The sequence below is a fragment of the Lactiplantibacillus sp. B652 genome (assembly GCF_023806745.1).
Lineage (GTDB): Bacteria > Bacillota > Bacilli > Lactobacillales > Lactobacillaceae > Lactiplantibacillus > Lactiplantibacillus pentosus.
The window spans coordinates 119,828-141,828 of record NZ_JAMSKY010000005.1 but is presented as its reverse complement, the minus strand read 5'-3'; the positions used below and the strand labels follow the sequence as shown (position 1 = coordinate 141,828).

At 45.8% G+C, this 22,001-nt stretch carries 21 protein-coding genes and 2 tRNA genes; 18 read left to right on the top strand and 5 right to left on the bottom strand.

Annotated features, from left to right (window positions below; genetic code table 11):
* Positions 1–355 precede the first annotated feature (355 nt).
* The 13 genes from MZO40_RS08185 to MZO40_RS08145 all read left to right on the top strand — a co-directional run bounded on the left by MZO40_RS08185 (position 356) and on the right by MZO40_RS08145 (position 13,699).
* Complete coding sequence (locus MZO40_RS08185; RefSeq protein WP_252133215.1) at positions 356–2,350, top strand: ATP-binding cassette domain-containing protein; 1,995 nt, start codon at positions 356–358, stop codon at positions 2,348–2,350.
* A gap of 17 nt (positions 2,351–2,367) precedes the next feature.
* Positions 2,368–3,945, top strand: a complete 1,578-nt coding sequence (locus MZO40_RS08180) for a glycosyltransferase (protein WP_088771013.1) — start codon at positions 2,368–2,370, stop codon at positions 3,943–3,945.
* Positions 3,917–5,680, top strand: coding sequence for an ABC transporter ATP-binding protein (locus MZO40_RS08175; protein WP_088771014.1), 1,764 nt, complete (start codon positions 3,917–3,919; stop codon positions 5,678–5,680). Before MZO40_RS08180 ends, MZO40_RS08175 begins: the two co-directional genes overlap by 29 nt.
* Positions 5,681–6,312: 632 nt before the next feature.
* On the top strand, positions 6,313–6,444 hold the full coding sequence (locus MZO40_RS17430; RefSeq protein ID WP_286208165.1) for a hypothetical protein: 132 nt from the start codon (positions 6,313–6,315) through the stop codon (positions 6,442–6,444).
* A gap of 165 nt (positions 6,445–6,609) precedes the next feature.
* Positions 6,610–6,753 carry a hypothetical protein gene (locus tag MZO40_RS08170; protein WP_003639252.1) on the top strand — a complete coding sequence of 48 codons (144 nt, stop codon included), beginning with the start codon at positions 6,610–6,612 and terminating at the stop codon, positions 6,751–6,753.
* A 27-nt stretch (positions 6,754–6,780) separates the two neighbouring features.
* A complete protein-coding gene (locus tag MZO40_RS08165) occupies positions 6,781–6,924 on the top strand; it encodes a hypothetical protein (RefSeq protein ID WP_011101805.1) in 144 nt (47 codons plus the stop codon).
* A 29-nt stretch (positions 6,925–6,953) separates the two neighbouring features.
* Positions 6,954–7,097: a hypothetical protein gene (locus MZO40_RS08160; RefSeq protein WP_011101805.1), complete on the top strand. Its 144-nt coding sequence runs from the start codon at positions 6,954–6,956 to the stop codon at positions 7,095–7,097.
* Between the two features lie 29 nt (positions 7,098–7,126).
* Positions 7,127–7,258, top strand: a complete 132-nt coding sequence (locus MZO40_RS17425; protein WP_088771015.1) for a hypothetical protein — start codon at positions 7,127–7,129, stop codon at positions 7,256–7,258.
* A 26-nt stretch (positions 7,259–7,284) separates the two neighbouring features.
* On the top strand, positions 7,285–7,416 hold the full coding sequence (locus MZO40_RS17420) for a hypothetical protein (protein WP_082230292.1): 132 nt from the start codon (positions 7,285–7,287) through the stop codon (positions 7,414–7,416).
* Positions 7,417–7,493: 77 nt separating this feature from the next.
* On the top strand, positions 7,494–7,625 hold the full coding sequence (locus MZO40_RS17415; RefSeq protein ID WP_003642767.1) for a hypothetical protein: 132 nt from the start codon (positions 7,494–7,496) through the stop codon (positions 7,623–7,625).
* Positions 7,626–7,946: 321 nt separating this feature from the next.
* Complete coding sequence (locus MZO40_RS08155; protein WP_252133214.1) at positions 7,947–11,129, top strand: MucBP domain-containing protein; 3,183 nt, start codon at positions 7,947–7,949, stop codon at positions 11,127–11,129.
* A gap of 99 nt (positions 11,130–11,228) precedes the next feature.
* Entirely contained in the window at positions 11,229–13,205 is a 1,977-nt protein-coding gene (locus MZO40_RS08150) for a hypothetical protein (protein ID WP_088771018.1), read from the top strand.
* A 53-nt stretch (positions 13,206–13,258) separates the two neighbouring features.
* Positions 13,259–13,699 carry a MarR family winged helix-turn-helix transcriptional regulator gene (locus tag MZO40_RS08145; protein ID WP_252133213.1) on the top strand — a complete coding sequence of 147 codons (441 nt, stop codon included), beginning with the start codon at positions 13,259–13,261 and terminating at the stop codon, positions 13,697–13,699.
* A gap of 101 nt (positions 13,700–13,800) precedes the next feature.
* On the opposite strand, the gene MZO40_RS08140 is transcribed toward MZO40_RS08145, so the two are convergent.
* From MZO40_RS08140 to MZO40_RS08125, 4 genes are all read right to left on the bottom strand, one after another.
* Entirely contained in the window at positions 13,801–14,073 is a 273-nt protein-coding gene (locus MZO40_RS08140) for a hypothetical protein (protein WP_105922407.1), read from the bottom strand.
* A 23-nt stretch (positions 14,074–14,096) separates the two neighbouring features.
* Positions 14,097–14,330: a hypothetical protein gene (locus MZO40_RS08135; protein ID WP_105919852.1), complete on the bottom strand. Its 234-nt coding sequence runs from the start codon at positions 14,328–14,330 to the stop codon at positions 14,097–14,099.
* A gap of 580 nt (positions 14,331–14,910) precedes the next feature.
* Positions 14,911–14,983 (bottom strand) — tRNA-Glu (locus MZO40_RS08130).
* Positions 14,984–15,031: 48 nt separating this feature from the next.
* Positions 15,032–15,238, bottom strand: a complete 207-nt coding sequence (locus tag MZO40_RS08125; RefSeq protein WP_003639245.1) for a hypothetical protein — start codon at positions 15,236–15,238, stop codon at positions 15,032–15,034.
* Between the two features lie 134 nt (positions 15,239–15,372).
* Between MZO40_RS08125 and MZO40_RS08120 the strand changes: the two genes are divergently transcribed.
* Positions 15,373–15,445: transfer RNA gene (locus tag MZO40_RS08120), tRNA-Gln, on the top strand.
* A 197-nt stretch (positions 15,446–15,642) separates the two neighbouring features.
* Here MZO40_RS08120 and MZO40_RS08115 read toward each other — a convergent pair.
* Entirely contained in the window at positions 15,643–16,503 is an 861-nt protein-coding gene (locus MZO40_RS08115; RefSeq protein WP_252133212.1) for a polysaccharide deacetylase family protein, read from the bottom strand.
* Between the two features lie 233 nt (positions 16,504–16,736).
* Here MZO40_RS08115 and MZO40_RS08110 point away from each other — a divergent pair, with 233 nt between their 5' ends.
* From MZO40_RS08110 to MZO40_RS08095, 4 genes are all read left to right on the top strand, one after another.
* Positions 16,737–17,135, top strand: coding sequence for a YxeA family protein (locus tag MZO40_RS08110; protein WP_225424067.1), 399 nt, complete (start codon positions 16,737–16,739; stop codon positions 17,133–17,135).
* Positions 17,136–17,355: 220 nt separating this feature from the next.
* The gene (locus MZO40_RS08105) at positions 17,356–19,086 is read left to right on the top strand and encodes an ABC transporter ATP-binding protein (RefSeq protein ID WP_122217842.1); all 1,731 of its coding nucleotides are present in this window, start codon (positions 17,356–17,358) and stop codon (positions 19,084–19,086) included.
* Positions 19,086–20,972 (top strand): ABC transporter ATP-binding protein, encoded by a 1,887-nt coding sequence (locus MZO40_RS08100; protein ID WP_021338352.1) that lies wholly within the window; start codon positions 19,086–19,088, stop codon positions 20,970–20,972. Before MZO40_RS08105 ends, MZO40_RS08100 begins: the two co-directional genes overlap by 1 nt.
* Positions 20,973–20,986: 14 nt before the next feature.
* Positions 20,987–21,958 (top strand): hypothetical protein, encoded by a 972-nt coding sequence (locus MZO40_RS08095; protein WP_252133211.1) that lies wholly within the window; start codon positions 20,987–20,989, stop codon positions 21,956–21,958.
* The last annotated feature ends 43 nt before the right edge of the window (positions 21,959–22,001 follow it).

Below are 22,001 nucleotides of genomic sequence, written 5' to 3'. Positions count from 1 at the left end.
AAATTAGTCATAAACGGGTAACCATCAATCGCAGTGGTTACCCGTTTTTGTGTACACCTTGAAACTGTGGGGTTCGACACCAAGCTCATGCTAATTTAGACGCAGCTGGGGTACCAACTGTCCCGACAGAATATGAAAATTTTTGATTTAAATACGACCGCTAAACCGCAATATTTTACAAATTGTAACTAGCAAACACGCGCTGCTATCGGGTTTGGAGTAATTATAATTTTGATAATGAACGTTGAACCCTGGTATTCAATAACACTTTACATCATTCACCAAAAATCGCAATGTTAATACTGAGGAAAAGCATCGTGGGGAATGTCCGATAAAAAATAGTGGAGGTACATATATGAGCTTTTTAGAATTACATGATATTCGTAAGGCCTATACCTTAAATCACCAAGAAAATGTCATCTTGAAAGGCATTAATTTAAACTTTGATCGTGGGGAGTTTATTTCAATTCTTGGGGAGTCCGGCGGTGGGAAATCAACGCTGATGAACATCATTGGGGGACTAGATCATCATTACGACGGGGATGTGTTACTTGATGGTCAGTCTTTGCGTTCGATGAATGTCCGCCAAATGGACCGGTATCGCCGTGAAACGATTGGGTTTATCTTTCAAAACTTCAACTTGGTAAGTTACTTAACTGTCCTTGATAACGTCATGTTATCGCTCAAGATGACCAAAGAACCGCATGCGCAACAGGTGCAGCGAACGAAGGATCTGTTAAAACGGGTCGGGTTGGAACAACAGACGCATCAATATCCCAATGAATTGTCCGGTGGGCAAAAGCAACGGGTCGCAATCGCGCGGGCACTGGCGAGTGATCCGGACATTATTATTGCGGATGAACCAACTGGGGCCCTGGATAGTGAAAACACCCAGGAAGTCATGGACATCCTCTATTCGATTGCGGCGGAAGGTAAGTTGGTCATCACAGTGACCCACTCGCAAGAAGTTGCCGACTATGGGACGCGCATCGTGCATTTGGATGATGGACAAATTCACGATGAATTAGTCATCGGGGCACCGTTTGATGAAGTCGAAAAGCAACCGATGCAGTACCGGACGCTGGGCTTTCGGCAAATGTTCCACATGTCGATGCAGCATATGCGCCGGATGTGGCTGCGTTACTTACTGATTATCTTTGGCTCATCGATTGGAATCAGTAGTATCGTCGTCATGCTGGGGCTCGGTTCGGGGATTCAAAATTACATGAATCATCAGATTACGTCGCAAGTCAATCCGACAGCGGTGCAGGTCTCGAAAAAGACGAGTAAAGTCAGCACGGCCGCGCGGAAAAAAGCCACTACGGCCGCTGAATATAAGAACGCTGTCAATCAAGAACAAGTGACCGCGGCTAAAAATGCGGAAGTGACGGCAGCTAATGCCAAACAATTGGCGGGAATCAAGCACGTCCAGTCTGCGGAATTGGGCTATTACACCAGTGCGCAGGCCAGCTATAAGAAGACCACGGTCACAGCGAGTCTTCAGACGGATAATCCGACGATCTTGAACAAAACGATCAAGAACGGGACGCTTCCTGGCAACAACGAAGTCTTGATTGGTCGGAAGTTGGCCAAGAAGATGGTCGGTAAAAAGGACTATCAAAAAGCGTTGAACAAGAAGCTGACGCTTAAAATGGCAACGGTTAATCGCAAGAATCAAGCCGTCACGGTCAACAAGACAGTCACGGTCAGTGGGATTACGGGCAGTGATGACACCAGTGTTGTCGTCCTACCGAAGACGGTCAAACGGATGTTGAGTGATAAAAACGTCCAATACCGGCCAAACTTTGCCATCGTCCAAATCGACAAATTGTCGCATGTTAAGCAAGTTGAACACAAGATCAAGGCCATCAAGGGTAACAATAAGAAGCAACAGTATAACTATACGGGAATCGGTGATTTAATTGATTCATTGAATACGTATATTCGTTTAGCCACTAACGTATTAACTGGGGTGGCCGGCATTGCCTTATTAGTTTCAGCCATCATGATTATTGTCGTGCTGTATGTCAGTGTGTCAGAACGGACACGTGAAATCGGGGTCTTACGTGCGCTGGGTGCCCGCAAGCACGATATTAGCCACCTGTTCTTCGCGGAAGCCTTGACGATTGGTGTCTTAGCCGCCGTGATGGGCTTGCTATTCGCAGAAGGTTGGCAATTACTTGGAAACATGGCAATTTACAGTCTGATTAAGTATCCAATCGTTCGAATCTCCGGTGCAGCCATGCTCGGTGGGGTGACTGTCAGCGTCGTAATTAGTCTGCTGGCCGCCTTAGCACCAGCCCACATGGCCGCCCGGTTAGATCCGGTCGAAAGTTTATCACATGAATAAAAGTGGGGGCGGAGTGAATGTATTTCTTTATTACGAGTAAAATTGATTCGCTGCCATCGGCCATTGAATTGGCGATGATTCAGCGGCAAAAGTTGTTTACGAAGCATCGGGTCCCGGCACTGATCGTCACCCGGAACTTTGTACGCGACTTGCATCAGAATATGAAAAAAATTGGTTATGATGATGAGTTTCAAGTGAACATGTACGATTATTTCCAAGGTACCACTGATTATGAGGGGGAACCGTTAACGGCGGCCAACTATCCGCGGGTCACTGGAGAGACCTTGGAACGGGTCAGCCCCAATGAATTTGACGTGATTCAGCGCGAACAACGGCAAAAAGCGTTGATGCTCAACAATGACGGCTATCTCGATTACGTCGACATTTTTAATCCGCAAGGGGCGGTCAGCCGGCGCGATTACTATGATACGCGGGGCTTCTTGACGGTGGCCCAGTATTTTGATGAACATCAGAACATCGTCTTGGAACAACACTGCAATTTGCAGCAGCAGCCCGTGTTAGAGACGTTCTTCCGGCCGAATGCCAAGCAACAACCCGTCGCGACGCACCAACGTCTGTTGAATTATCACGGTCAAAATTACGAATTTGAAGACTGGGATCAACTGACCGCATTCTTCCTCGACGCGTTGAATACGGAATACGGCGGCCACGGCACCATGATCGTCGACCGCAGCGATGCCGGGATGAATCCAATCGTTAAAATGACGACGGCAGCGCGCAAGTATGAATTTTTGCACAGTAACTTCACGTTGGATCCTTTGGACGTCGTCAATTCACCAATCGTGCCGTATACCCAGATTGGCTTAGATCATGCGAGCCAGATGTCTGGGCTGATCATGTCGACGCAGGATGAGTGCGATGATATGACCAATCATATCCACAACGTCATTCCGACGATTGCGATTCCGGTCGGTAGCGTTAGCGATGAACAATTAGCATCAAAACCCGTCGACTTTAAGACGCGAATTGATGGTAAAGTCATTGCGGTGGCCCGACTTTCAGCTGAAAAGAACCTAGAACAGTTGATCAAGGCGGTCGCTTACGTTCATGAAAAGCAGCCGAATGTGACGTTAGACATCTACGGCTACGGTGATTCGTGGACCGGGTTTAAAGAAGAAAATCGCTTGCGGGCGCTAGTCAGTTCACAACAGTGGCAGTCATTTATCACGTTTAAGGGCTTTGAAGCCGACCTGGAGCCAATCTATAATACGGCTCAATTGATGGTGCTCACGAGCCAATATGAAGGGTTTAACCTCGGTATCTTAGAGGGTCTGAGCCATGGGGTGCCCGTGGTGTCGTATGACATCAAGTATGGGCCATCGACCATGATTCAAGATGGTGTCAATGGCCGACTGATTACACCGAACAATTTGGTCGAGTTAGGCAAGGTCATCCTGGAGCTCTTGCAGCATCCAGCCAAGCTCGCACAAATGAGTGAACACGCCTATGGCAACAGTAGTCGCTTCTCGGAGGCGATGATTTGGCAACGGTGGAATAATCATGTGATTCAGCCGGATATTCAAGCAATGAGGGGAGTTACAACTAATGGAAACGCCTATCACGTCATCGGCTAAGCAAAAGCCGGCCAAGTATGGCACGCGCGACCTACTGCGGCTGATCATGACGCACGCGCACCCGAAGAAAGGCCTATTTATCGTCGGTATCCTGCTGTCGTTTGTGGCGACGATTTGTAGCCTGGGCATCACGTTGATGTTGAAGGAATTTATCGATGCCTTCAATCACGGGACCTCGGGACAATTACTGAGCAAGCTGGCAATCGTCATCGTGGTCCAACTATTCGCCAGTGTCGCTTCGAGCTTTTTGCTCAGTTATACGGGGGTCGACGCAGTCTCAACGTTGCGGAGTGCGCTCTGGCAACACATCGTTGATTTACCGATTCCATACTTTGACCGCAACCGAACGGGGGAGCTCTCAAGTCGGGTCGTCAATGATACGTCCACGATTTTTGAATTGATTTCCAGCCAGTTCTCGAACGCCATCAACGGGATTATCTCGATTGTTGGCTCGTTAACGTTGATGTTACTATTGAACTTCCGTTTAACGATTATTATTTTGATTGTGGTACCACTAATGGCCGTGATTATCGTGCCGATGGGCCAAGTCTTAGCCCGAATTTCAAAGGCGATTCAAAAGGAAACGGCCAATTTGAATAGCGCGGCCGTCCAGATGATTGGTCAGAACCGGCTGGTCAAGGCGATGGTCGCTGAAAAAGCCCTCAAACAACAGGGGAAAGACCAAGTTGACCGTATCAAGGGCTTTAGTGTTCGCCAAATCAAATTGATTTCGGTGTTGAACCCCGTTTTGAACATCATGTTACTGGCTGCCATCTTCATCATCATCGTGTATGGTGGGATTTTAGTCCAAACTAACGCGTTGACGATTGGGAGTTTAGTGGCGTTTCTAATGTACGCTGTGCAAATGATTTCGCCGCTCAGTAGTGTTACTGGTTTAGTGACGGCCTTACAACAGACTGTCGGAGCCACGGAACGGATCGACAACATTTTGGATAGTCCGGTCGAAGATAAGCGGCTCAGCGGTGAAACGCTGACGTCGATCAACACGATTGATTTCGATCACGTTGACTTTGGCTATGAACCGGATAAACCAGTCCTCAAGGATATTGACATGCAAATTCAACGTGGGGAACGAATCGCGTTGATTGGCGAAAGTGGGAGCGGGAAGACGACCCTGGTCTCGCTGCTCGAATCCTACTACACCCCAACGCGTGGGGAGTTAAACGTTAATGGTCAGGCAATGACGAGCTATACGGTGCCGTCGATTCGGGACCGGATCGGCTATGTCAGCCAAGAAGTTGACTTGATGCCAGGGACGATTCGGGATAATTTGTTACTCGGTTCGACCCAAGCCGTCTCAGATGAACGTCTCAGCGACTTGTTGGCGCAGGTCGGCTTAGCAGACTGGCTGGCAGAACTATCGGCTGGCCTGGATACAGATGTCGGTGAACGGGGGCTGAACGTCTCTGGTGGGCAACGACAACGGCTTGCCATCGTCCGGGCACTGGTTCGCGAACCATCCCTGCTGATTTTGGATGAAGCGACTGCTAGTCTGGATAATCAGAACCAAGAACGGGTCACGCAACTACTGGCGACCTTGCCCGCAGATTTGACGACGATTACGATCGTCCACCGTTTGAATCAGATTGAAGCCTACCCACGGATTCTGTTCATGGAGGATGGCCGGATTACAGGTGACGGGGACCATAACACGTTACTCGCAACGCATGACCGTTATCGTGATTTTTATCGGTTACAGTATCAACATGGTTAAATTCGTCACAGCTGATTATCGATTGCTGTGATTAGTAAGTGGTTATTGTACGAACAGTGCAATAACCACTTTTTTTTACTGATTTTTATGTATTGTACTGGATAGTAATGGATTGGTGATTCACTAAAATGTGAAGAGAAATCGTCAAAAGTATTAATAATTTTAATAATATCGTCAAATTTGGCACTTTTATAATCAAAATTTTGGTTCGAAAAATCGACCTGGTCTGGCCGAAAAATCGGAAACTAACGACACCTGACGGGGGTTCACCAGTTGAACGAATTACAGTATTACCAACGGTTTAACCGCTTTCTGAGATGGTTGCTGATATTGGCAGAATATAAAATATATTGATATTGAGACAATTTTGAGGGGGTTGATGAAACGCGTAAGTAGTCTATAGTATGCACATTTACTGATTGAATATGATATCGGCCTGTATTTGTTCAAATATTAGAATTTTTATTGACGATTGTGGGGAGAATTGGTTAAGATTTAAACCGTAAACCAGGTTACTTGTTTCACATTCGCATTAGTAATCGATATTAGTTATTTAACAGATTAAATTAAATTGCTGATTATCGTTTGCTGATCAACGGATGATTTGTAAATTTCATAAGGAGGATATAACCATGAGTTTCTTCAGTGATTTACATTTCTTACTTGGAACCCACACGTCATCACATACGAGTTATGTTAGCAACCAACCACTTGGGACGTTCTATCAATTCGTATTGAACGTGATCGCCGCAATCAAAGGTTAGTTCAATTATGAACGGGTCGTGATTCAAACTGATAATCAAGCAGTTTGATTTTTAAACGGCTTTACCGACTGATTGCCAACCTTAATTTGTTTCCATTAATCAAGCTCTTCACATGTTTGGGAAGGCCTGAGGATTTAATTATTAACGACAAAGGAGGAGTTATTCATGAGTTTCTTTACTGATTTGCACTTCTTACCAGGAACCCACACGTCATCATACACTTCAAGTGTTTCCAATGACATTTTTGGTGGCTTCCACAGCTTCATCTTAAACTTGATTCCAGCAATCAAGAGTTTGTTCAGCAAATAATCACAGTCAATTTAGGAGGATACAAACATGAGTTTCTTTAACGATTTCCACGTATTACCAGGTACGCATACTTCATCATACACATCAAGTGTTTCAAATGACATCTTTGGTGGCTTCCACAGCTTCATCTTAAACTTGATTCCAGCAATCAAGAGCTTATTCAGCAAATAATCACAGTCAATTTATAGGAGGATACAAACATGAGTTTCTTTAACGATTTCCACGTATTACCAGGTACGCATACGTCATCATACACATCAAGTGTTTCAAACGACATCTTTGGTGGTTTCCACAGCTTCATCTTAAACTTGATTCCAGCAATCAAGAGCTTATTCAGCAAATAATCACAGTTAATTTATAGGAGGATACAAACATGAGTTTCTTTAACGATTTCCACGTATTACCAGGTACGCATACGTCATCATATACTTCAAGTGTTTCAAACGACATCTTTGGTGGTTTCCACAGCTTCATCTTGAACTTGATCGCTGCTTTCAAGAAGTAATCACACAATCATAGGAGGATACAAACATGAGTTTCTTTAACGATTTCCACGTATTACCAGGTACGCATACGTCATCATACACTTCAAGTGTTTCCAACGACATCTTCGGTGGTTTACACAGCTTCATCTTGAACTTAATCGCTGCTTTCAAGGGTTAATTCGTTCAGATAAACTAATTATTTGTTTTATTAATTAATATCTTGATATTAATTAAATAATGAGGGAGGATATAATTATGAGTTTCTTTTCAGATTTGCACTTCTTACCAGGTACACATACTTCATCACACACTAGTTATGTAAGCAACCAACCACTTGGCACGTTCTACCAATTCGTATTGAACGTGATTGCTGCATTCAAAGGCTAATTAATCAACCAACTAACAATAAAGGGGAATAGATCATGAGCTTTTTCAATGATTTCCATATTTTACCAGGTACGCACACATCATCATATACATCAAGTGTTTCCAACGACATCTTTGGTGGTTTACACAGTTTTATCTTAAACGTAATCGCTGCTATCAAGGGCTAATTCGTTAAATATAACTGAAAATGCCAACAAAATCGTTATGGTGTTATTAAACACAACACGATAAGCGCGACTAAGATGATGGGCTGGCAAGCGATTTGTCACCCATCATTTTACATAAGAGCGGAAAATCGTGAGTGTTCGGGGAGGATTCCATATGTCAAAAGATAATCAAAAAATGACCGGTGATTCAATTTATCGGGTAAAGATGTATAAAGATGGCAAACGCTGGGTCTATGCTGGGGCCACGACTTTAGCTTTAGCTGCAGGCCTTGTATTCGCTAATGTTAATGCTTCTGCTGATACCACGGCTAACGCCGATACCACCACGGAACAAGTTGCAAGTGATGCTAGTTCGGATGCGACTAGCGCTTCATCAACTAGCCAAGCAGCTGCTTCGGATGCCAGTTCTGCATCTTCAACGAGTACCGCTACTTCAGCTGCTAGTGCCGCTACTTCAACGACTAGCGCTGCTAGCTCAACGGCAACTTCAACAACCAGTGCTGCAAGTTCAGCTGCAACTTCAACCGCTACTTCAACTGTTGCCAGCTCTGCAGCCCAAGCTAGTGCAACCACACCAGCCAGTGATGCTGCTTCAACTGCTAGCGCCGTTACAGCTAAGAGTACGGTAAAAGCTGCCGTTGCAACACCAACTTCAGCTGCCGCAACTTCTTCAGCAACTGCAACGACTACGGCTTCAACGACCGCACCAACGGTTACTGCACCTGCTTCACAAGCTGCAGATAAGACTGCTGATGGATCCGTTGATGCTGGGACGCTTTCAAGTGCCGCAACTTCTACTGGCTCAGGTCACTTACAAGACCAAGCACAATATATTCAGACTAATGTTGATGGGACGGATATCAAAGTTACAGCTGGTCACACTTATGCTGTTGCCATTCGCTTAACTAAGAGCCAAGCACTTGATTGGGCAAACGCCTCTGGTCAAGTTTCAATCGCACCAAATGGTTCCAACAGTAATGGGACTTGGACCGCTGTTGAATATGCCACTGAATCTGGCACGGAATCCAGTTACGCTGCGGGTGCCTCAACTGCGACTGTTGATGTTACGAAGTTAACTGATGCTGACAATTATGTCACTATTCTGTACACGTTCAAGGCAAACGATGACGCAACGACTGGTGGCCGGGCTGCTGCACTTGAATTCACTGGTACGACATCTGTATACAAGTTGTCATCCAATGCTAACAACAACGATGCCAATGCTCAAATCACGGCATGGACTTACGCAACACAAGTAATGGATACTTCCGTTGCTGCCGGAACTGTCGTTGTTCATTATGTTGACGAAAACGGCAATAAGATTGCTGATGACACCACGGTTCAAGGTGATGTTGACAACACTTACACCGTTACGCCAGCAACATTCAGCAACTACAGCTTAGACACTACTAAGTCGAGTGCCTTGACTGGTACGGTTGCTGCAGATACGACTGATAGTGATGGCAACATTACCAAGGTCGGTACTGAATTGACCTTAGTCTATTCACAAAACACTGAAGCTTCACAATTAACGGTTAACTATGTCGACGCTGATGGTAACACGATCTTAGCTTCTAAGACCTACACTGAAGGTGCTGATGGGACTGCCGCTCAAGTTGGCGGGACTTACAGTGTTAACGCCGCTGCAATCGATGGTTACACCTTAGATGGTGATGCAACTCAAACTGGGACCTTTGTTTCTGGTGGTAACACGGTTACCTTCACTTACACTAAGGATGCAACACCAGTAGAACAATCGACTGTTACAGTTAACTACGTGGATGAAGATGGCAACACGATCAAAGCTGCTACTTCACAAACGTTAGACAACGGTTCAACTTACACCGTTGAAACGCCAGCAATTGATGGTTACACTTACAAGTCCGACGATGCTGCTTTGACTGGTACGGTTGATGGTAATAAGACAATTACCTTAACTTACACCAAGAATGCAACGCCAGTAGAACAATCAACTGTTACGGTTAACTACGTCGACGAAGATGGCAACACGATCAAAGCTGCTACTTCACAAACGTTAGATAACGGTTCAACTTACAACGTTGAAACGCCAGCAATTGATGGTTACACTTACAAGTCCGCTGATGCTGCTTTGAGTGGTACGGTTGATGGTAATAAGACAATTACCTTAACTTACACCAAGAACGCAACACCAGTAGAACAATCAACTGTTACGGTTAACTACGTCGATGAAGATGGCAACACAATCAAAGCTGCTACTTCACAAACGTTAGACAACGGTTCAACTTACACCGTTGCAACCCCAGCAATTGATGGTTACACTTACAAGTCCGCCGATGCTGCTTTGACTGGTACGGTTGATGGCAACAAGACCATTACCTTAACTTACACTAAGGATTCAACAACTCCTGTTGAAAACAAAGCTAACTTGACGATCAATTACGTTGATGCAGATGGCAACACTATCAAAGCATCTAGCGTAACTGAATATATCGTTGGACAAGCTTACACGGTTGGTCAACCAGAAATCGCAGGTTACACTTACGATCACTCAACTGGTGATGCGATTGCCGGGACGATTGCTTACAAAGGCAACACGGTTACCCTTGTTTACACGAAGAACGGTAGCACCACACCAACTGAACAAACTAAGACGATCACGGTTAACTATGTTGATGCAGATGGTAACACCATCAAGACCGCAACGACCACGACTTACAAAGTTGGGGACACTTACACGGTCGCAACACCATCCATCGATGGTTACACTTACAAGTCAGCTGATGGTAAATTGAGTGGTACGGTTGCTGATGACGCAACGATCACCTTAACTTATGTTAAGAATGATAACGGCGGCACCACGACTGCACCAACTACTACGCCAACAACTGCACCTACAACTGCACCAACTACTGCTCCAACGACAGCACCTACTAGTGCACCAACCACTGCACCTGGTACTGGCGACAACATCAATGGTGGCGGCACTGGTACGACTACAACTGCACCAACTACTGCACCTGTAACGACGCCTAGTGATGATGATGTGGATGACAACAACTCATCCAACGGTTCAACTGGTACAACCACTGCACCAGCAACGACCGTTTCTGATGATGAAGTTGCCCCAACCACTACGGCAACGACTAGCAACGGGACTAGTGGGGTTGTGCCTGCTACGGCTGCAGCTTCATTGAAGCCAGTTGTAACGACTAAGACCACGACTTCTGACGCGAAGACGTTACCACAAACCGATGAAGACGAAAACGGGACAGCCTTGGCTGTGTTAGGTCTTTCAACCTTGTTGATGGGTTCAGCGCTATACTTTGGCGTTTCTCGTCGCAAGCATGAAGCATAATAATTAGAATAGCTTGATTATTTGCTGAACGGATAGAAGGGTCCGCGAAGACCCTTCTACTCTTTGAGCAAACAATCAAGTTTATGGAGGAGTTGCATTATGAAGATGTTCAATAAAAAGCGCAGAGATAAGAATGAGGATTACCGCAATCATTCTGAGCGTGCAACGGCGACTTCAACCGTTGCTGCTCAGAAGCCAAAACCAAAGGCAACCCAAAGCAGTACGACCCCTAATGTCCGGTCGGCTGTGGGTGTCCGGCCAACTAGTGCTGCCACCACGGCTTCAACTAGTGCCCCAGTTAAGGGCCAAAACCGGGTCAACCAGCGGCGTGCGACTCAAACGGCGGCGAAGAATAGTGCTGCTATTGAACGTGAAATGGCCGACTTAAACAAGCAATACCAAACTTTACGGGGAGAACTTAAGGTTCAATTAGTTCAGGACCGTAAGCATGAAAAGCAACAGTATGAAACGTTAGTCGCTGAACAACTAAACTTAGAACAACAGTTAAAAGATGCTAAGGTCACTTTATCTAAGCAGGACAAAGTGGTGACGACTAATGACGCTGAACGTGATGGTATGGTCAAGAAGATCAATGCTGCCCAAAAGCGTTATGATGATGCCAAAAAGGCGCTTGCCAAGAGCGACCAGACGATCAAGTCATTAGAAAAGAAGATCACTCAGTCCGAACAATCATTAGCTGATTTGAAGCAAAATGAAGCTGATATGCGTAAGGCCATTCAAGGCGAACAAGACTTGAAGAAGTTATTCGTCCTGATGAAGCAACAAGAGAAGCAAGCGCAAGACCTGTATCAAAAGAGTGATTCAATCAACAGTGAACTCGTGAAACTTCAGAAGCGTGAACAGACTGAAACCCGTGAACGCTCACGGAAGGAACACGCGATTACGAGTGCGGAAAAAGACTTACATACCGCTCAAGATGCTTTGGTTGCGTACGATCGCAAGACGAAGAGTGCTCAGGATGAACAAGAACGTTCATTGAACCTCATTAATCAGAAAATCAATCGGTTACAGCATGACTATGATCAAAACGCCACGATCGTTACCGGTTTGCAACAAAAAATCGAAGGTATTGATGCTAAGTTAAAATCGGACTACGGCACGACTCACTTGGTTTCACCAGTAGAATTTGATCAGTCAGCCAAATACTTCCTCTTCAGCACGGACTTGATCCAATCCTTATCCGCTGAAGAAAAAGCTTCCATGGAAATGATCATGGGACTCTTGAAGGATGAAGTCAAAGACGCTGCCAATGTGATTACTGTTAACTACAACGACAGTTTGCCAGAAATCTGGAACAGTTATCAATCGGCTGGTTTGGTTCAAAAGCACACTGGTTTGTACAATATGTATTACACGATTCAAGCCAAGGTTCCGGGTGCGGTTGCTAAGACTAAGCCAGAATTACCTGACAATCCAGCATGGCAATACAAGCGCAATGCTGACAAGCAAATCGTTTCAATTGCTGACGATGAAGGAAACCCAATCATGACCTTGAAGTACCGCAAGAATGGTGCAATCTGGTACATGACGTACTTCAACGGCTCAATCGCTACTCGTCGGGATGTCTATGACGCCGCTGGTTTCTTATCAGTAACGCAATACCTTGACCGGACCAACAACTCACAAGTGACGTTGGAAAACTTCTATCGTCCAGACCACTCACTTGCAATGGTCAAGCAATATGGGAGCAACCACGAATTATCCATTCAACTTGTGAACAAGGAAGAAGCCATTACCAATGTCTTCCATTCCGAAGCACAATTATTGAACTGGTGGTTAGCATCCGTCTTACAACAACAAAAGAGCGTCTTAGTCATGGGCGTCAACTCACCGTTGTTTGACCAATGCTTGAAAGCAACTAATGACAACTTCCACTTGTTGCCAATCGTTTCCGCTGATGATTTGAATGATCAACACGTTCAAGACATTATCAATGGCAAGAGCAAGTTATCCAGCTTAGTTGTAACGGACCATGATGTTCAAACTGCAATCGAAAAACAAATGACACGTGATCTTGAAATCACGGTAATGCCAACAGCAGAAGTCCGTGCGTAATTGCAGGGTTGTTGATGATACCTTGAACGTGACGCATGAATGGGGTTTTAATAATGATGAAGACTAATACCAAGAAGGCCAAGTATGACGATGATGAACTGTTTGAAAAGGTCTTAGTGGGAATGTCATGGCTGGAAAGTCACTTACGGGAGATTATTCAAACGATGGTGAAAGACGCCGATATTTCCTTTGAACAGTTTCTAATTCTCTACTATCTTGACCATAGCACTGACCACCGGATTACGGTGAAGGAGCTAGCCGCTGACCGCCACGTTTCGTCTTCCGCGATTTCAAGGAAGCTAACCTATCTAATCAACAATGATTTGATTGTGCTTAACATTGATCCTTATGATCGCCGGTATCGCTACTTAACGTTGACCGAGAAGGGCGAGAAGATGGCTCGCGCTATTGAAAAAGTAAATGAAGAACGCCTGGGTAACTTCCTCGATGAATTTGGCCGCATTCGGACCTCTGAATTAACTGATGAGCTTTGAATGGTCAGCAAGGTTCTCGTGGATACAAAAGAAATCAAGGGCTAGTAAAAAAAACGCAATTCAGCTTATTAAACAAGCTGAGTTGCGTTTTTTGGTGACGATTAGAAATTAATTGCCAACGAGAATAAGATAAAACCACCTAGCACCATCGCAATGATTGCCAGGACTAGCCATAGCAGTTGGCGAGCGCGTTGACTGACGCGTTGTTCAGTCTCACGCTTGGTTAGTGAGTGCGTTTGCTTCGCATTGAATAGGGAAGCATTCGTATTTTTGACCCAGTCGGCACCGCGTTGCCCATAATAGGGATTGGTATGGTGACTAGTCGAGTGGGGAACCCGCCCATCTGGTTTGGTTAACGGTTGATAACGCCGCATCGTAATCCTCTTTTCACCGGTTGTTAGTTTTTCTGAGCCTTATAAGGAACGGCGTAGTTCTTCGGGGCGTCGCTCGCCTTTGCATATTTCCAATGCCCAGACATCTTTTTCTCTAGTGGGGCGTTGTCCTTGATGCAAGTAAAACGAGAGCCGACTTCATTTTCAATAATGAAGATCCGATTGAACTCGTGCCGCGTCTGAACAATGTGACAATCATCGTGATCGATACCAAAAACATCTTTGTATACCAATAACATTATCTCCTTTGTATTGACTTTACATGGAACCTAATTTACAAGGCTTAACAGACAGTCTACATCTCTATTATAAACCTCAACCAGAGTGCGTAAACCGTTTTGTTTGAGAAAAATGAAAAATTGGGTGCGGTGAGCGGGGGGCTAATTTGTTATGAATCATGCCAGTTCTGAAGTTCAAAAACAGCCAGCTGAGGACCGCTGGAAGCAGTGCGAATTACCGTAGACATGCAGTGATAGGCTTGTCCTACGCCGGCTTACAGGCATTCTGGGCAATGGCGGTCAGAGATTGTCAACTGCCTTGGAAGGCAAAAAAACGCGCATGTGCGGACGAACAGTAAGCCATTTGAGTGGCACGTTTTAACCCTAATGAATGCCGAATAACAATTAGCACAACGCAGTGCAGAGCTTCGTTCATCGTAATACGATTAGAACTGGTGCCTTTGTTGGTTGATAGTGCCTACTTGAGTGGTTGTACTCAAATGTGGCCGATTTTTGCCAATTAAGGCCAAAATAAAAGTAGGCTAAACGTTGATATCATAACGTTTAGCCTACTTCTAATTATTCATCCGACGTCGACTTATCACCCGCACGGGGATCGAACCCGTAACTCCGCCTTGAGAGGGCGACGTCTTAACCAATTTGACCAGCGGGCACAAATTCATTTATTATCTTACCGAATGATAAGGCACTTGTCAAATGAATTATGAGCGTCGCCAACGAAAAATAGTGACGATGACTAGGCCGATGAAAAGTAGTAAGCAATATGCTACACTGCACCAGAAGACAAACGTTAATAATTGTGGTAATAAAAAATTACGCATCACGGCTAAACCAATTGCAGTCACCGCCCAGACGATTAGTTGCTGGCGAAAATGGTTAAATAGCCGATCAAGTTCTGTCTTTGACAAGTCCTCACCTTCTTGTTGACTAGTTTAGTTGATGACCGTGGTTGAGTACAAGAAAAAATCCAAAAAAGCTGCATAAAATTTCAGCAAAGTCTTGACAGTATTTGATGGAAAAGTTACTATTAAATAGTTGTTATTGGGTATTCGCCAAATTGGTAAGGCAGCGGACTCTGAATCCGTAATTTACTGGTTCGAGCCCAGTATACCCAATTGAATCAAACGGATAATCCCAGCTAGCGCCTTGCTTAGCTGGGATTTTTTTGCACCTATTTTCTGGTTCTCCATCAAGCGAACGGTTAGTGTGACGAGTGAACATGGATTGCAGCAGTCCAACAATCACGCAAGTTGAATTTGATTGCCAAATTAGCGCCAATAATCGACCAACTGAATAAAAGGCTCAACTGGCTTTACCGTATCCCCGTTAGCAGGCTCTCAAAGGCCGTCAGCGACATTCCAGGTGTGACCCGTTGACGAGTTAAGTTGTAGGGTGATTGCGTGCTAGTGGCGATTCCTGGCGCGGTTGAGAGGGCGTACTGGTAGCCGGCCTGCTTATCCGCTCTGATCGTCTGCTGGTTCGCCCGACCAGCTGGGTAACAGATGACCGCGGTCTTTTGTTGCAGATGTTGGTCGAGCCACTTTTTGGAGCAAGTGAGCTCGCTCAGTTGGACTTGATAGGTGAGGTTATTGAGATCCAAATGGCGAACAGTGTGGCTTTGAAAATCAACGACGCCTGAGGCTTTCATACGTTGGGCGTCCGCAAGCGTCAAGTGATTCTTTTTGTTCGTGAAGCCGGTAATGAAGTTGATGGTCGCGTGTTGGTTGGTCTGTTTCAAGATCGGCCAAGCTGCCGTTAGATTGTCTTTATAACTATCATCGAGCGTGACCCACACGATTTTTTGTTGCGGGACCCGATGTGTTTTGAGTGCGTAAACGGCTTCGTCGGCGGTCAGCGTGCGGTACCCGTGACGCTTCAGATAAGTCATCTGGGTGCGAAATTCGCTTGCTGGGACGCGTAACTGGTTACCGCTAGAAATGCTGTGATACATTAAAATCGGTAAGTGGACGACTTTGACAGAATGCCAATGCCGATACGGCTGGCTTGTAGAATGGCGCTGAGTGGCCTTCTGCGTGCGTTTAGTGGTGACTCTGGATGTCTGACTGGATTGGCTGCTAGTTGTCTTGGTCGCGGTCGTAGCGGCTTGGCAGCCTGATAAAAGACCCAGCCCGAGTGCCAGACTGAGTAAAGCTTTGATTCCCCGAATAGTCATGTTGTTCCCCCCATAATGTAATGACCAGTTATCTTACTTCTCATTCTAATCGATATCCGACCGTCGCGCGATAATAATTGTACTATTGTTAAAATAACTTCCTTAATAATTAAGGAAGTGTTAGTCACATTAGTAATTTGTTAAGGCAATTAAGAAAGCTTAATTACCATGTCTTTCGTGCCAGACTTCCGTTAAGCTTAGAACTTAACTTAATTAATACGAGGGGGAGTCGCATGATGAAGAAAAAGGGGTTACTGGGTTTAATTGCACTGGTGGGGTTATTGGGCGTTGGACTAGGTATCTTGAGTCCAGCCTTGACGAAGAATCGGGGTGATGAGTTTGCGATGGCATTGGATAATGTCAATCCAATGGTCGCTGAAACGACCGTTTACGGGCTGACGAATCAGCCGATCGACCATCACTTGGGTCAGATGGGGGAGGATGTCTACACCTATCGTCTGCGGACTAGTGACGGTCAGGGCAAGCGGCGTTGGTTAACGTTTACCGCGGACCACCGCCTGAAACAATGCCACTATTTGAAAATCGACACCAAGGGCCAAAATGTGAATTCCTGGGAAGCGGTCACGGTGAGTGCAGTCCCACAACGCGCACGACAAGCCTTAAAATCATGATTAGACCAGCGTCTGACTAGCAATGTTGCTAGCGGGCGCTTTTTTTGAGTCGTCACAACCGGCCTTAAAGAATTCTTAATACCTTTTAAGTGCCAATTAGTGGTCAGTGCGTTACAATAGTTTGCGTGAGACTTGTAAAGATGGTTGACAAGATGACCGTTTTTCGTTAGATTAATATACTGCATTATTAATTTAATAATGAATGAAGGGGAGCGTGTAAATGCTTAAAATAGCAAAGGGTCGGATTTCTTATCCCGCGGTGATTGGCGCGATTTTATTTATGATCGTGCAAGTCATTGCGACCTTAAATCTACCTAGTTTGACATCTAATATTGTGAACAACGGGGTTGCCACTGGTGACATTGATTATATTTGGAAAATCGGATTTGAAATGATTGGATTTTCGTTATTGTCTGTCGTGGCGGCCTTTGGAAACGTCTTCTTGGCGGCGCGGTCTTCCCAACAGTTAGGGAAGAACTTGCGGTCAGATATATATAAGAAGGTCATCAACTTTTCTAATGATGAATTTGATAAAGTTGAGACGTCTTCGCTGATTACGCGGACGACCAATGACGTGGTTCAAATTCAAAACGTTGCCATGATGGCGTTGCGAATGATGATCATGGCGCCAATCATGCTGGTCGGGGCGAGCTTTTTGGCCTACACCAAGAGTCATGAATTGACTTGGATCTTCGTCGTGTCGATTCCAGTCCTGTTGATCTTTATTGGTTTAATCATGGCCTTTGCCATTCCGCTCTTCCGGGCGATGCAAACCAAGACCGACCGTATCAACTTGGTCTTTCGTGAAGGCTTGACCGGGGTTCGGGTTATTCGGGCTTTCCGTCAAGATAAATTCGAACAGAATCGCTTCGAAGATGCCAACCAAGATTACACGCAGAATGCCATTAAAGTTAATACGATCGTTGCCTTGGCTTATCCCGTCATGACTTTGATCATGAGTGGAACCAACGTCGCAATCGTCTGGTTTGGTGGTCAATTGATCAGCAGCCAAACCATGCAAGTCGGGAACATGATTGCCTTCATGACTTACGCGATGCAAGTACTGATGAGCTTCATGATGCTGGCGATGGTGTTCGCCTTCATTCCACGGGCGGCCGCCTCAGCTTCCCGGATTCAAGAAGTCTTAAATATTGAACCGAAAATTACTGATCCTGACAAGGCGACGACCTTGCCTGCAACGACGGAACATACGCTGGAATTCGACCATGTCGACTACCGGTATCAAAGTGCAGAACAGTTGGCACTAGCTGATATCGACTTCAAGGCCCATTCTGGTCAAACTGTGGCGATTATTGGGGGAACTGGGTCTGGGAAAACGACCTTAGTCAACCTGATTCCACGGTTCTATGATATTGAAAGTGGGTTGATCAAGCTGGATGGGACGGATGTCCGTCAATTGAAACTAGCTGATTTACACCAAGCGGTCTCATTCGTGCCTCAAACGGCGACATTGTTCACTGGGACGATTCGAGAAAACATGCAGTTTGGGAATGAACATGCCACTGATGATGAAATCTGGCATGCACTTGAAATTGCCCGTTCGACCGATTTCGTCAAAGAAGAAGGCGGCTTAGATGCCCACGTTGAACAGGGCGGGGGTAACTTCTCCGGTGGACAACGGCAACGGTTAGCGATTGCCCGTGCGCTTGTCAAACAAGCCTCAGCTTACGTCTTTGATGATTCGTTTTCTGCCTTGGACTTCAAGACGGATGCCCAACTGCGGGCTGAATTACGGCAAGACAAGCAGATTCAACAGAGTGTCGTGGTCATTGTTGCGCAACGGATCGCAACGGTGGCGGATGCTGACTTGATTCTGGTTCTCGATAACGGCAAATTAGTCGGTAAGGGAACACATGCTGAATTGAAGGCTAATAATGAAGTTTATCAAGAAATTATGAAATCACAATTACGAGAGGAGGATCAGCTGTAATGAGTGAGAAGAATACCAGTACAAAACCGGCACGTCCAGCTGGCGGACATGGCCCTGGTGGTCACGCTGGCTTAGTTGAAAAACCTAAGAGTTTTTGGAAAACGGCGATTCGGTTGATGCGCTACATGTCAGATCGTTGGGTCGGTTTGGCCGTTGTGATGATTTTTGCCATTGCATCTGTTATCTTCCAGATTCGGACGCCTAAGATTTTAGGGAAAGCAACCACCGAAATCTACAAAGGAATCATGAAGGGTGCTGCGCAACAGAAGGCCGGAATCAGTCAGTCAGGCTATCCAATCAACTTTGAAAAGATCGGTCAGATTATTCTAATCGTGATTATCATGTATTTGGCCTCAGCACTGTTCAACTTTATCCAACAATATATCATGACCCGGATCTCGCAACGGACCGTTTATAAATTACGGCGCTCGTTTAAGGGCAAGATGCAAAAAGTGCCGATCTCATACTACGATACCCATTCTAACGGGGATATCATGAGCCGGGCCGTCAACGATATGGATAACATCGCCAATACGCTACAACAAAACCTGACGCAGGCGGTAACCAGTACGGTGACCTTTATCGGGACACTGTGGATGATGATTTCTATTAGTTGGAAGCTAACCTTGATCGCGCTCGTGACGATTCCACTGAGTGTCGTGGTCGTCGGTGTGATTGCACCGAAGTCACAAAAATTCTTCGGCACGCAACAAAAGAGCTTGGGGTTACTGAACAACCAAGTTGAAGAAAACTATGCGGGTCACGTGGTCATCAAGAGTTTCAACAAGGAACAAGATGCCATCGATGACTTCGAAGTCCAAAACGAAAATTACTATCAGTCCGCATGGAAAGCCCAATTTATCTCTGGGATCATCATGCCGTTGATGATGTTTTTGAACAACATCGGTTACGTGTTTGTCGCCATTATTGGTGGGATCGACGTTGCCAATGGGAAGGTCTCATTAGGGAACATCCAAGCCTTTCTTCAATACACGCAACAGTTCTCACAACCGATTTCACAAATGGCCAACTTATTGAACACGATTCAATCGACCGTCGCTTCTGCCGAACGGGTCTTCGAAGTCTTAGACGAAGAAGAAATGAAGCAGACCAAGTCGAACTTGCCTGCTGAAACGGATACGGATAACTTGATCAGTTTGCAACACGTCCAATTCGGCTATACGGATAACGACTTGTTAATGAAAGATTACAATCTGGATGTGAAACGTGGTCAGCAAGTCGCCATTGTTGGACCAACTGGGGCTGGTAAGACGACCATCATCAACTTATTGGAACGGTTCTACGATATTAAGGGCGGTTCGATCAAGTTGAATGGGACGGATACTCGTGACTTAGACCGTGAAGATTTGCGGTCACACTTTGCGATGGTGCTCCAAGATACTTGGCTGTTCACTGGGACGATTTTTGACAACTTGAAGTATGGGCGTGAAGACGCGACGGATGATGAAATCTACGCCGCTGCTAAAGCCGCGCACGTTGACAGTTTTGTCCGGAAATTACCGGATGGTTACCAGACTGTTCTGAACGAAGAAGCGTCAAATATTTCGCAAGGACAACGGCAGTTATTAACGATTGCGCGCGCGTTCGTTGCGGATCCCGAAATTCTGATTTTGGATGAAGCCACGAGTTCAGTCGATACACGGACTGAAGTTCATATCCAGCACGCGATGGAACGGCTCTTAAAGAATCGGACAAGCTTCGTGGTCGCGCACCGTTTGTCAACGATTCAAGATGCCGACAACATCATCGTCATGAACCATGGTTCCGTAGTCGAAACTGGGAATCATGAACAGTTGATGGCGAAGAATGGCTTCTACGCCGATCTATATAATAGTCAATTTACCGGTAATATTAGTCTCAGCTAAAGGAGGGGTGTCAATTGTTCCGGAAAACAGCATTAGTTGCCGTGACTGCCGGTGTGCTAACGGTCTTGTTAGCAGGCTGTGGTAAAACGACGTTATCGACAACGAAAACCACTTACAAACAGAATGGGCTGGTTGCGGCCGTTAAGGGTAAAGCCAATACCAAGACGGTTCGTTATCAGCTCGACGGTGGGCAACAAAAGACGGCGAATGTGCATAATCATACGTTCGTTATTCAAGTTCCGACCAAGACGACCCGCCAAGCGGTCAAAATCAAAGCCGGTTCTGATTCAAAGACCGTCCACGTGGCTGGGGCTAAGAAGCTCGCCAGTTATCAAAAGATGGCGACGACTTATAATCAAGCACTGATTGCCTCGAAATTAAGCAAAGCGGACCAGAAGAAGGCCCAAAAATTGCAGGGAGAAGGTGCCGCACTCAAGAAGCAACAGGCCACGATTCAGACGAAGGTCAAAAAAGCCGAAGCCCAACTAAAGGCTGGCGGGACTGGCGCAACCACGGCAGCTCAAACGCTACAAGCGCAACAAACTGCCGCGGCCAAGCTTAAGACGCAAGCGGCTAGTCTCCAGACGAGTCAACAAGCCGTTGCGGCGGCGATGAAGACTGCTAAGCAAAAGGTCAAGTCGCAGTTGTTGCCGACTAAGACGCCTAGCGATGGGCTGAGCAACGTTTTGACGACTAAGGACTATAAGATTCGGATGAACGTTCAAAAGGGTGACGTGATGGGCGCAGCGATGATTGTGCCAACGAAGGCCTTTAAGAATAAGACCCGTCAAAAGAACTTCGGAACCGCGTTTGCATTAATGGCGACGACCACTGGTGCCAATGCCAAGACGGTGATGAAGCAGTTCCAAAAGGAAACTAAGGATAACAGTAGTACGACGACCACCATCGATCCAATCACTTCTAAGGGTGTGCGGTTCACGATTGGTGTCTCTGCTTCGGATTTATACATTTTTATGACGAAGTAGGTCAGACTTAAAAGCACCGTTTAGTCAGCCCAAGATTGGGGTG

What these genes read in the sequence shown, in the direction of transcription:
- MZO40_RS08175 (WP_088771014.1), top strand. Translation starts at nt 3,917, where the DNA reads ATGGAAACGCCTATCACGTCATCGGCTAAGCAAAAGCCGGCCAAGTAT.
- MZO40_RS17420 (WP_082230292.1), top strand. Translation starts at nt 7,285, where the DNA reads ATGAGTTTCTTTAACGATTTCCACGTATTACCAGGTACGCATACGTCA.
- MZO40_RS08105 (WP_122217842.1), top strand. Translation starts at nt 17,356, where the DNA reads ATGCTTAAAATAGCAAAGGGTCGGATTTCTTATCCCGCGGTGATTGGC.
- MZO40_RS08140 (WP_105922407.1), bottom strand. Translation starts at nt 14,073, where the DNA reads ATGCGGCGTTATCAACCGTTAACCAAACCAGATGGGCGGGTTCCCCAC.
- MZO40_RS17415 (WP_003642767.1), top strand. Translation starts at nt 7,494, where the DNA reads ATGAGTTTCTTTTCAGATTTGCACTTCTTACCAGGTACACATACTTCA.
- MZO40_RS08100 (WP_021338352.1), top strand. Translation starts at nt 19,086, where the DNA reads ATGAGTGAGAAGAATACCAGTACAAAACCGGCACGTCCAGCTGGCGGA.
- MZO40_RS08150 (WP_088771018.1), top strand. Translation starts at nt 11,229, where the DNA reads ATGAAGATGTTCAATAAAAAGCGCAGAGATAAGAATGAGGATTACCGC.
- MZO40_RS08180 (WP_088771013.1), top strand. Translation starts at nt 2,368, where the DNA reads ATGTATTTCTTTATTACGAGTAAAATTGATTCGCTGCCATCGGCCATT.
- MZO40_RS08170 (WP_003639252.1), top strand. Translation starts at nt 6,610, where the DNA reads ATGAGTTTCTTTACTGATTTGCACTTCTTACCAGGAACCCACACGTCA.
- MZO40_RS08160 (WP_011101805.1), top strand. Translation starts at nt 6,954, where the DNA reads ATGAGTTTCTTTAACGATTTCCACGTATTACCAGGTACGCATACGTCA.
- MZO40_RS17425 (WP_088771015.1), top strand. Translation starts at nt 7,127, where the DNA reads ATGAGTTTCTTTAACGATTTCCACGTATTACCAGGTACGCATACGTCA.
- MZO40_RS08115 (WP_252133212.1), bottom strand. Translation starts at nt 16,503, where the DNA reads ATGACTATTCGGGGAATCAAAGCTTTACTCAGTCTGGCACTCGGGCTG.
- MZO40_RS17430 (WP_286208165.1), top strand. Translation starts at nt 6,313, where the DNA reads ATGAGTTTCTTCAGTGATTTACATTTCTTACTTGGAACCCACACGTCA.
- MZO40_RS08165 (WP_011101805.1), top strand. Translation starts at nt 6,781, where the DNA reads ATGAGTTTCTTTAACGATTTCCACGTATTACCAGGTACGCATACTTCA.
- MZO40_RS08145 (WP_252133213.1), top strand. Translation starts at nt 13,259, where the DNA reads ATGATGAAGACTAATACCAAGAAGGCCAAGTATGACGATGATGAACTG.
- MZO40_RS08110 (WP_225424067.1), top strand. Translation starts at nt 16,737, where the DNA reads ATGATGAAGAAAAAGGGGTTACTGGGTTTAATTGCACTGGTGGGGTTA.
- MZO40_RS08135 (WP_105919852.1), bottom strand. Translation starts at nt 14,330, where the DNA reads ATGTTATTGGTATACAAAGATGTTTTTGGTATCGATCACGATGATTGT.
- MZO40_RS08155 (WP_252133214.1), top strand. Translation starts at nt 7,947, where the DNA reads ATGTCAAAAGATAATCAAAAAATGACCGGTGATTCAATTTATCGGGTA.
- MZO40_RS08185 (WP_252133215.1), top strand. Translation starts at nt 356, where the DNA reads ATGAGCTTTTTAGAATTACATGATATTCGTAAGGCCTATACCTTAAAT.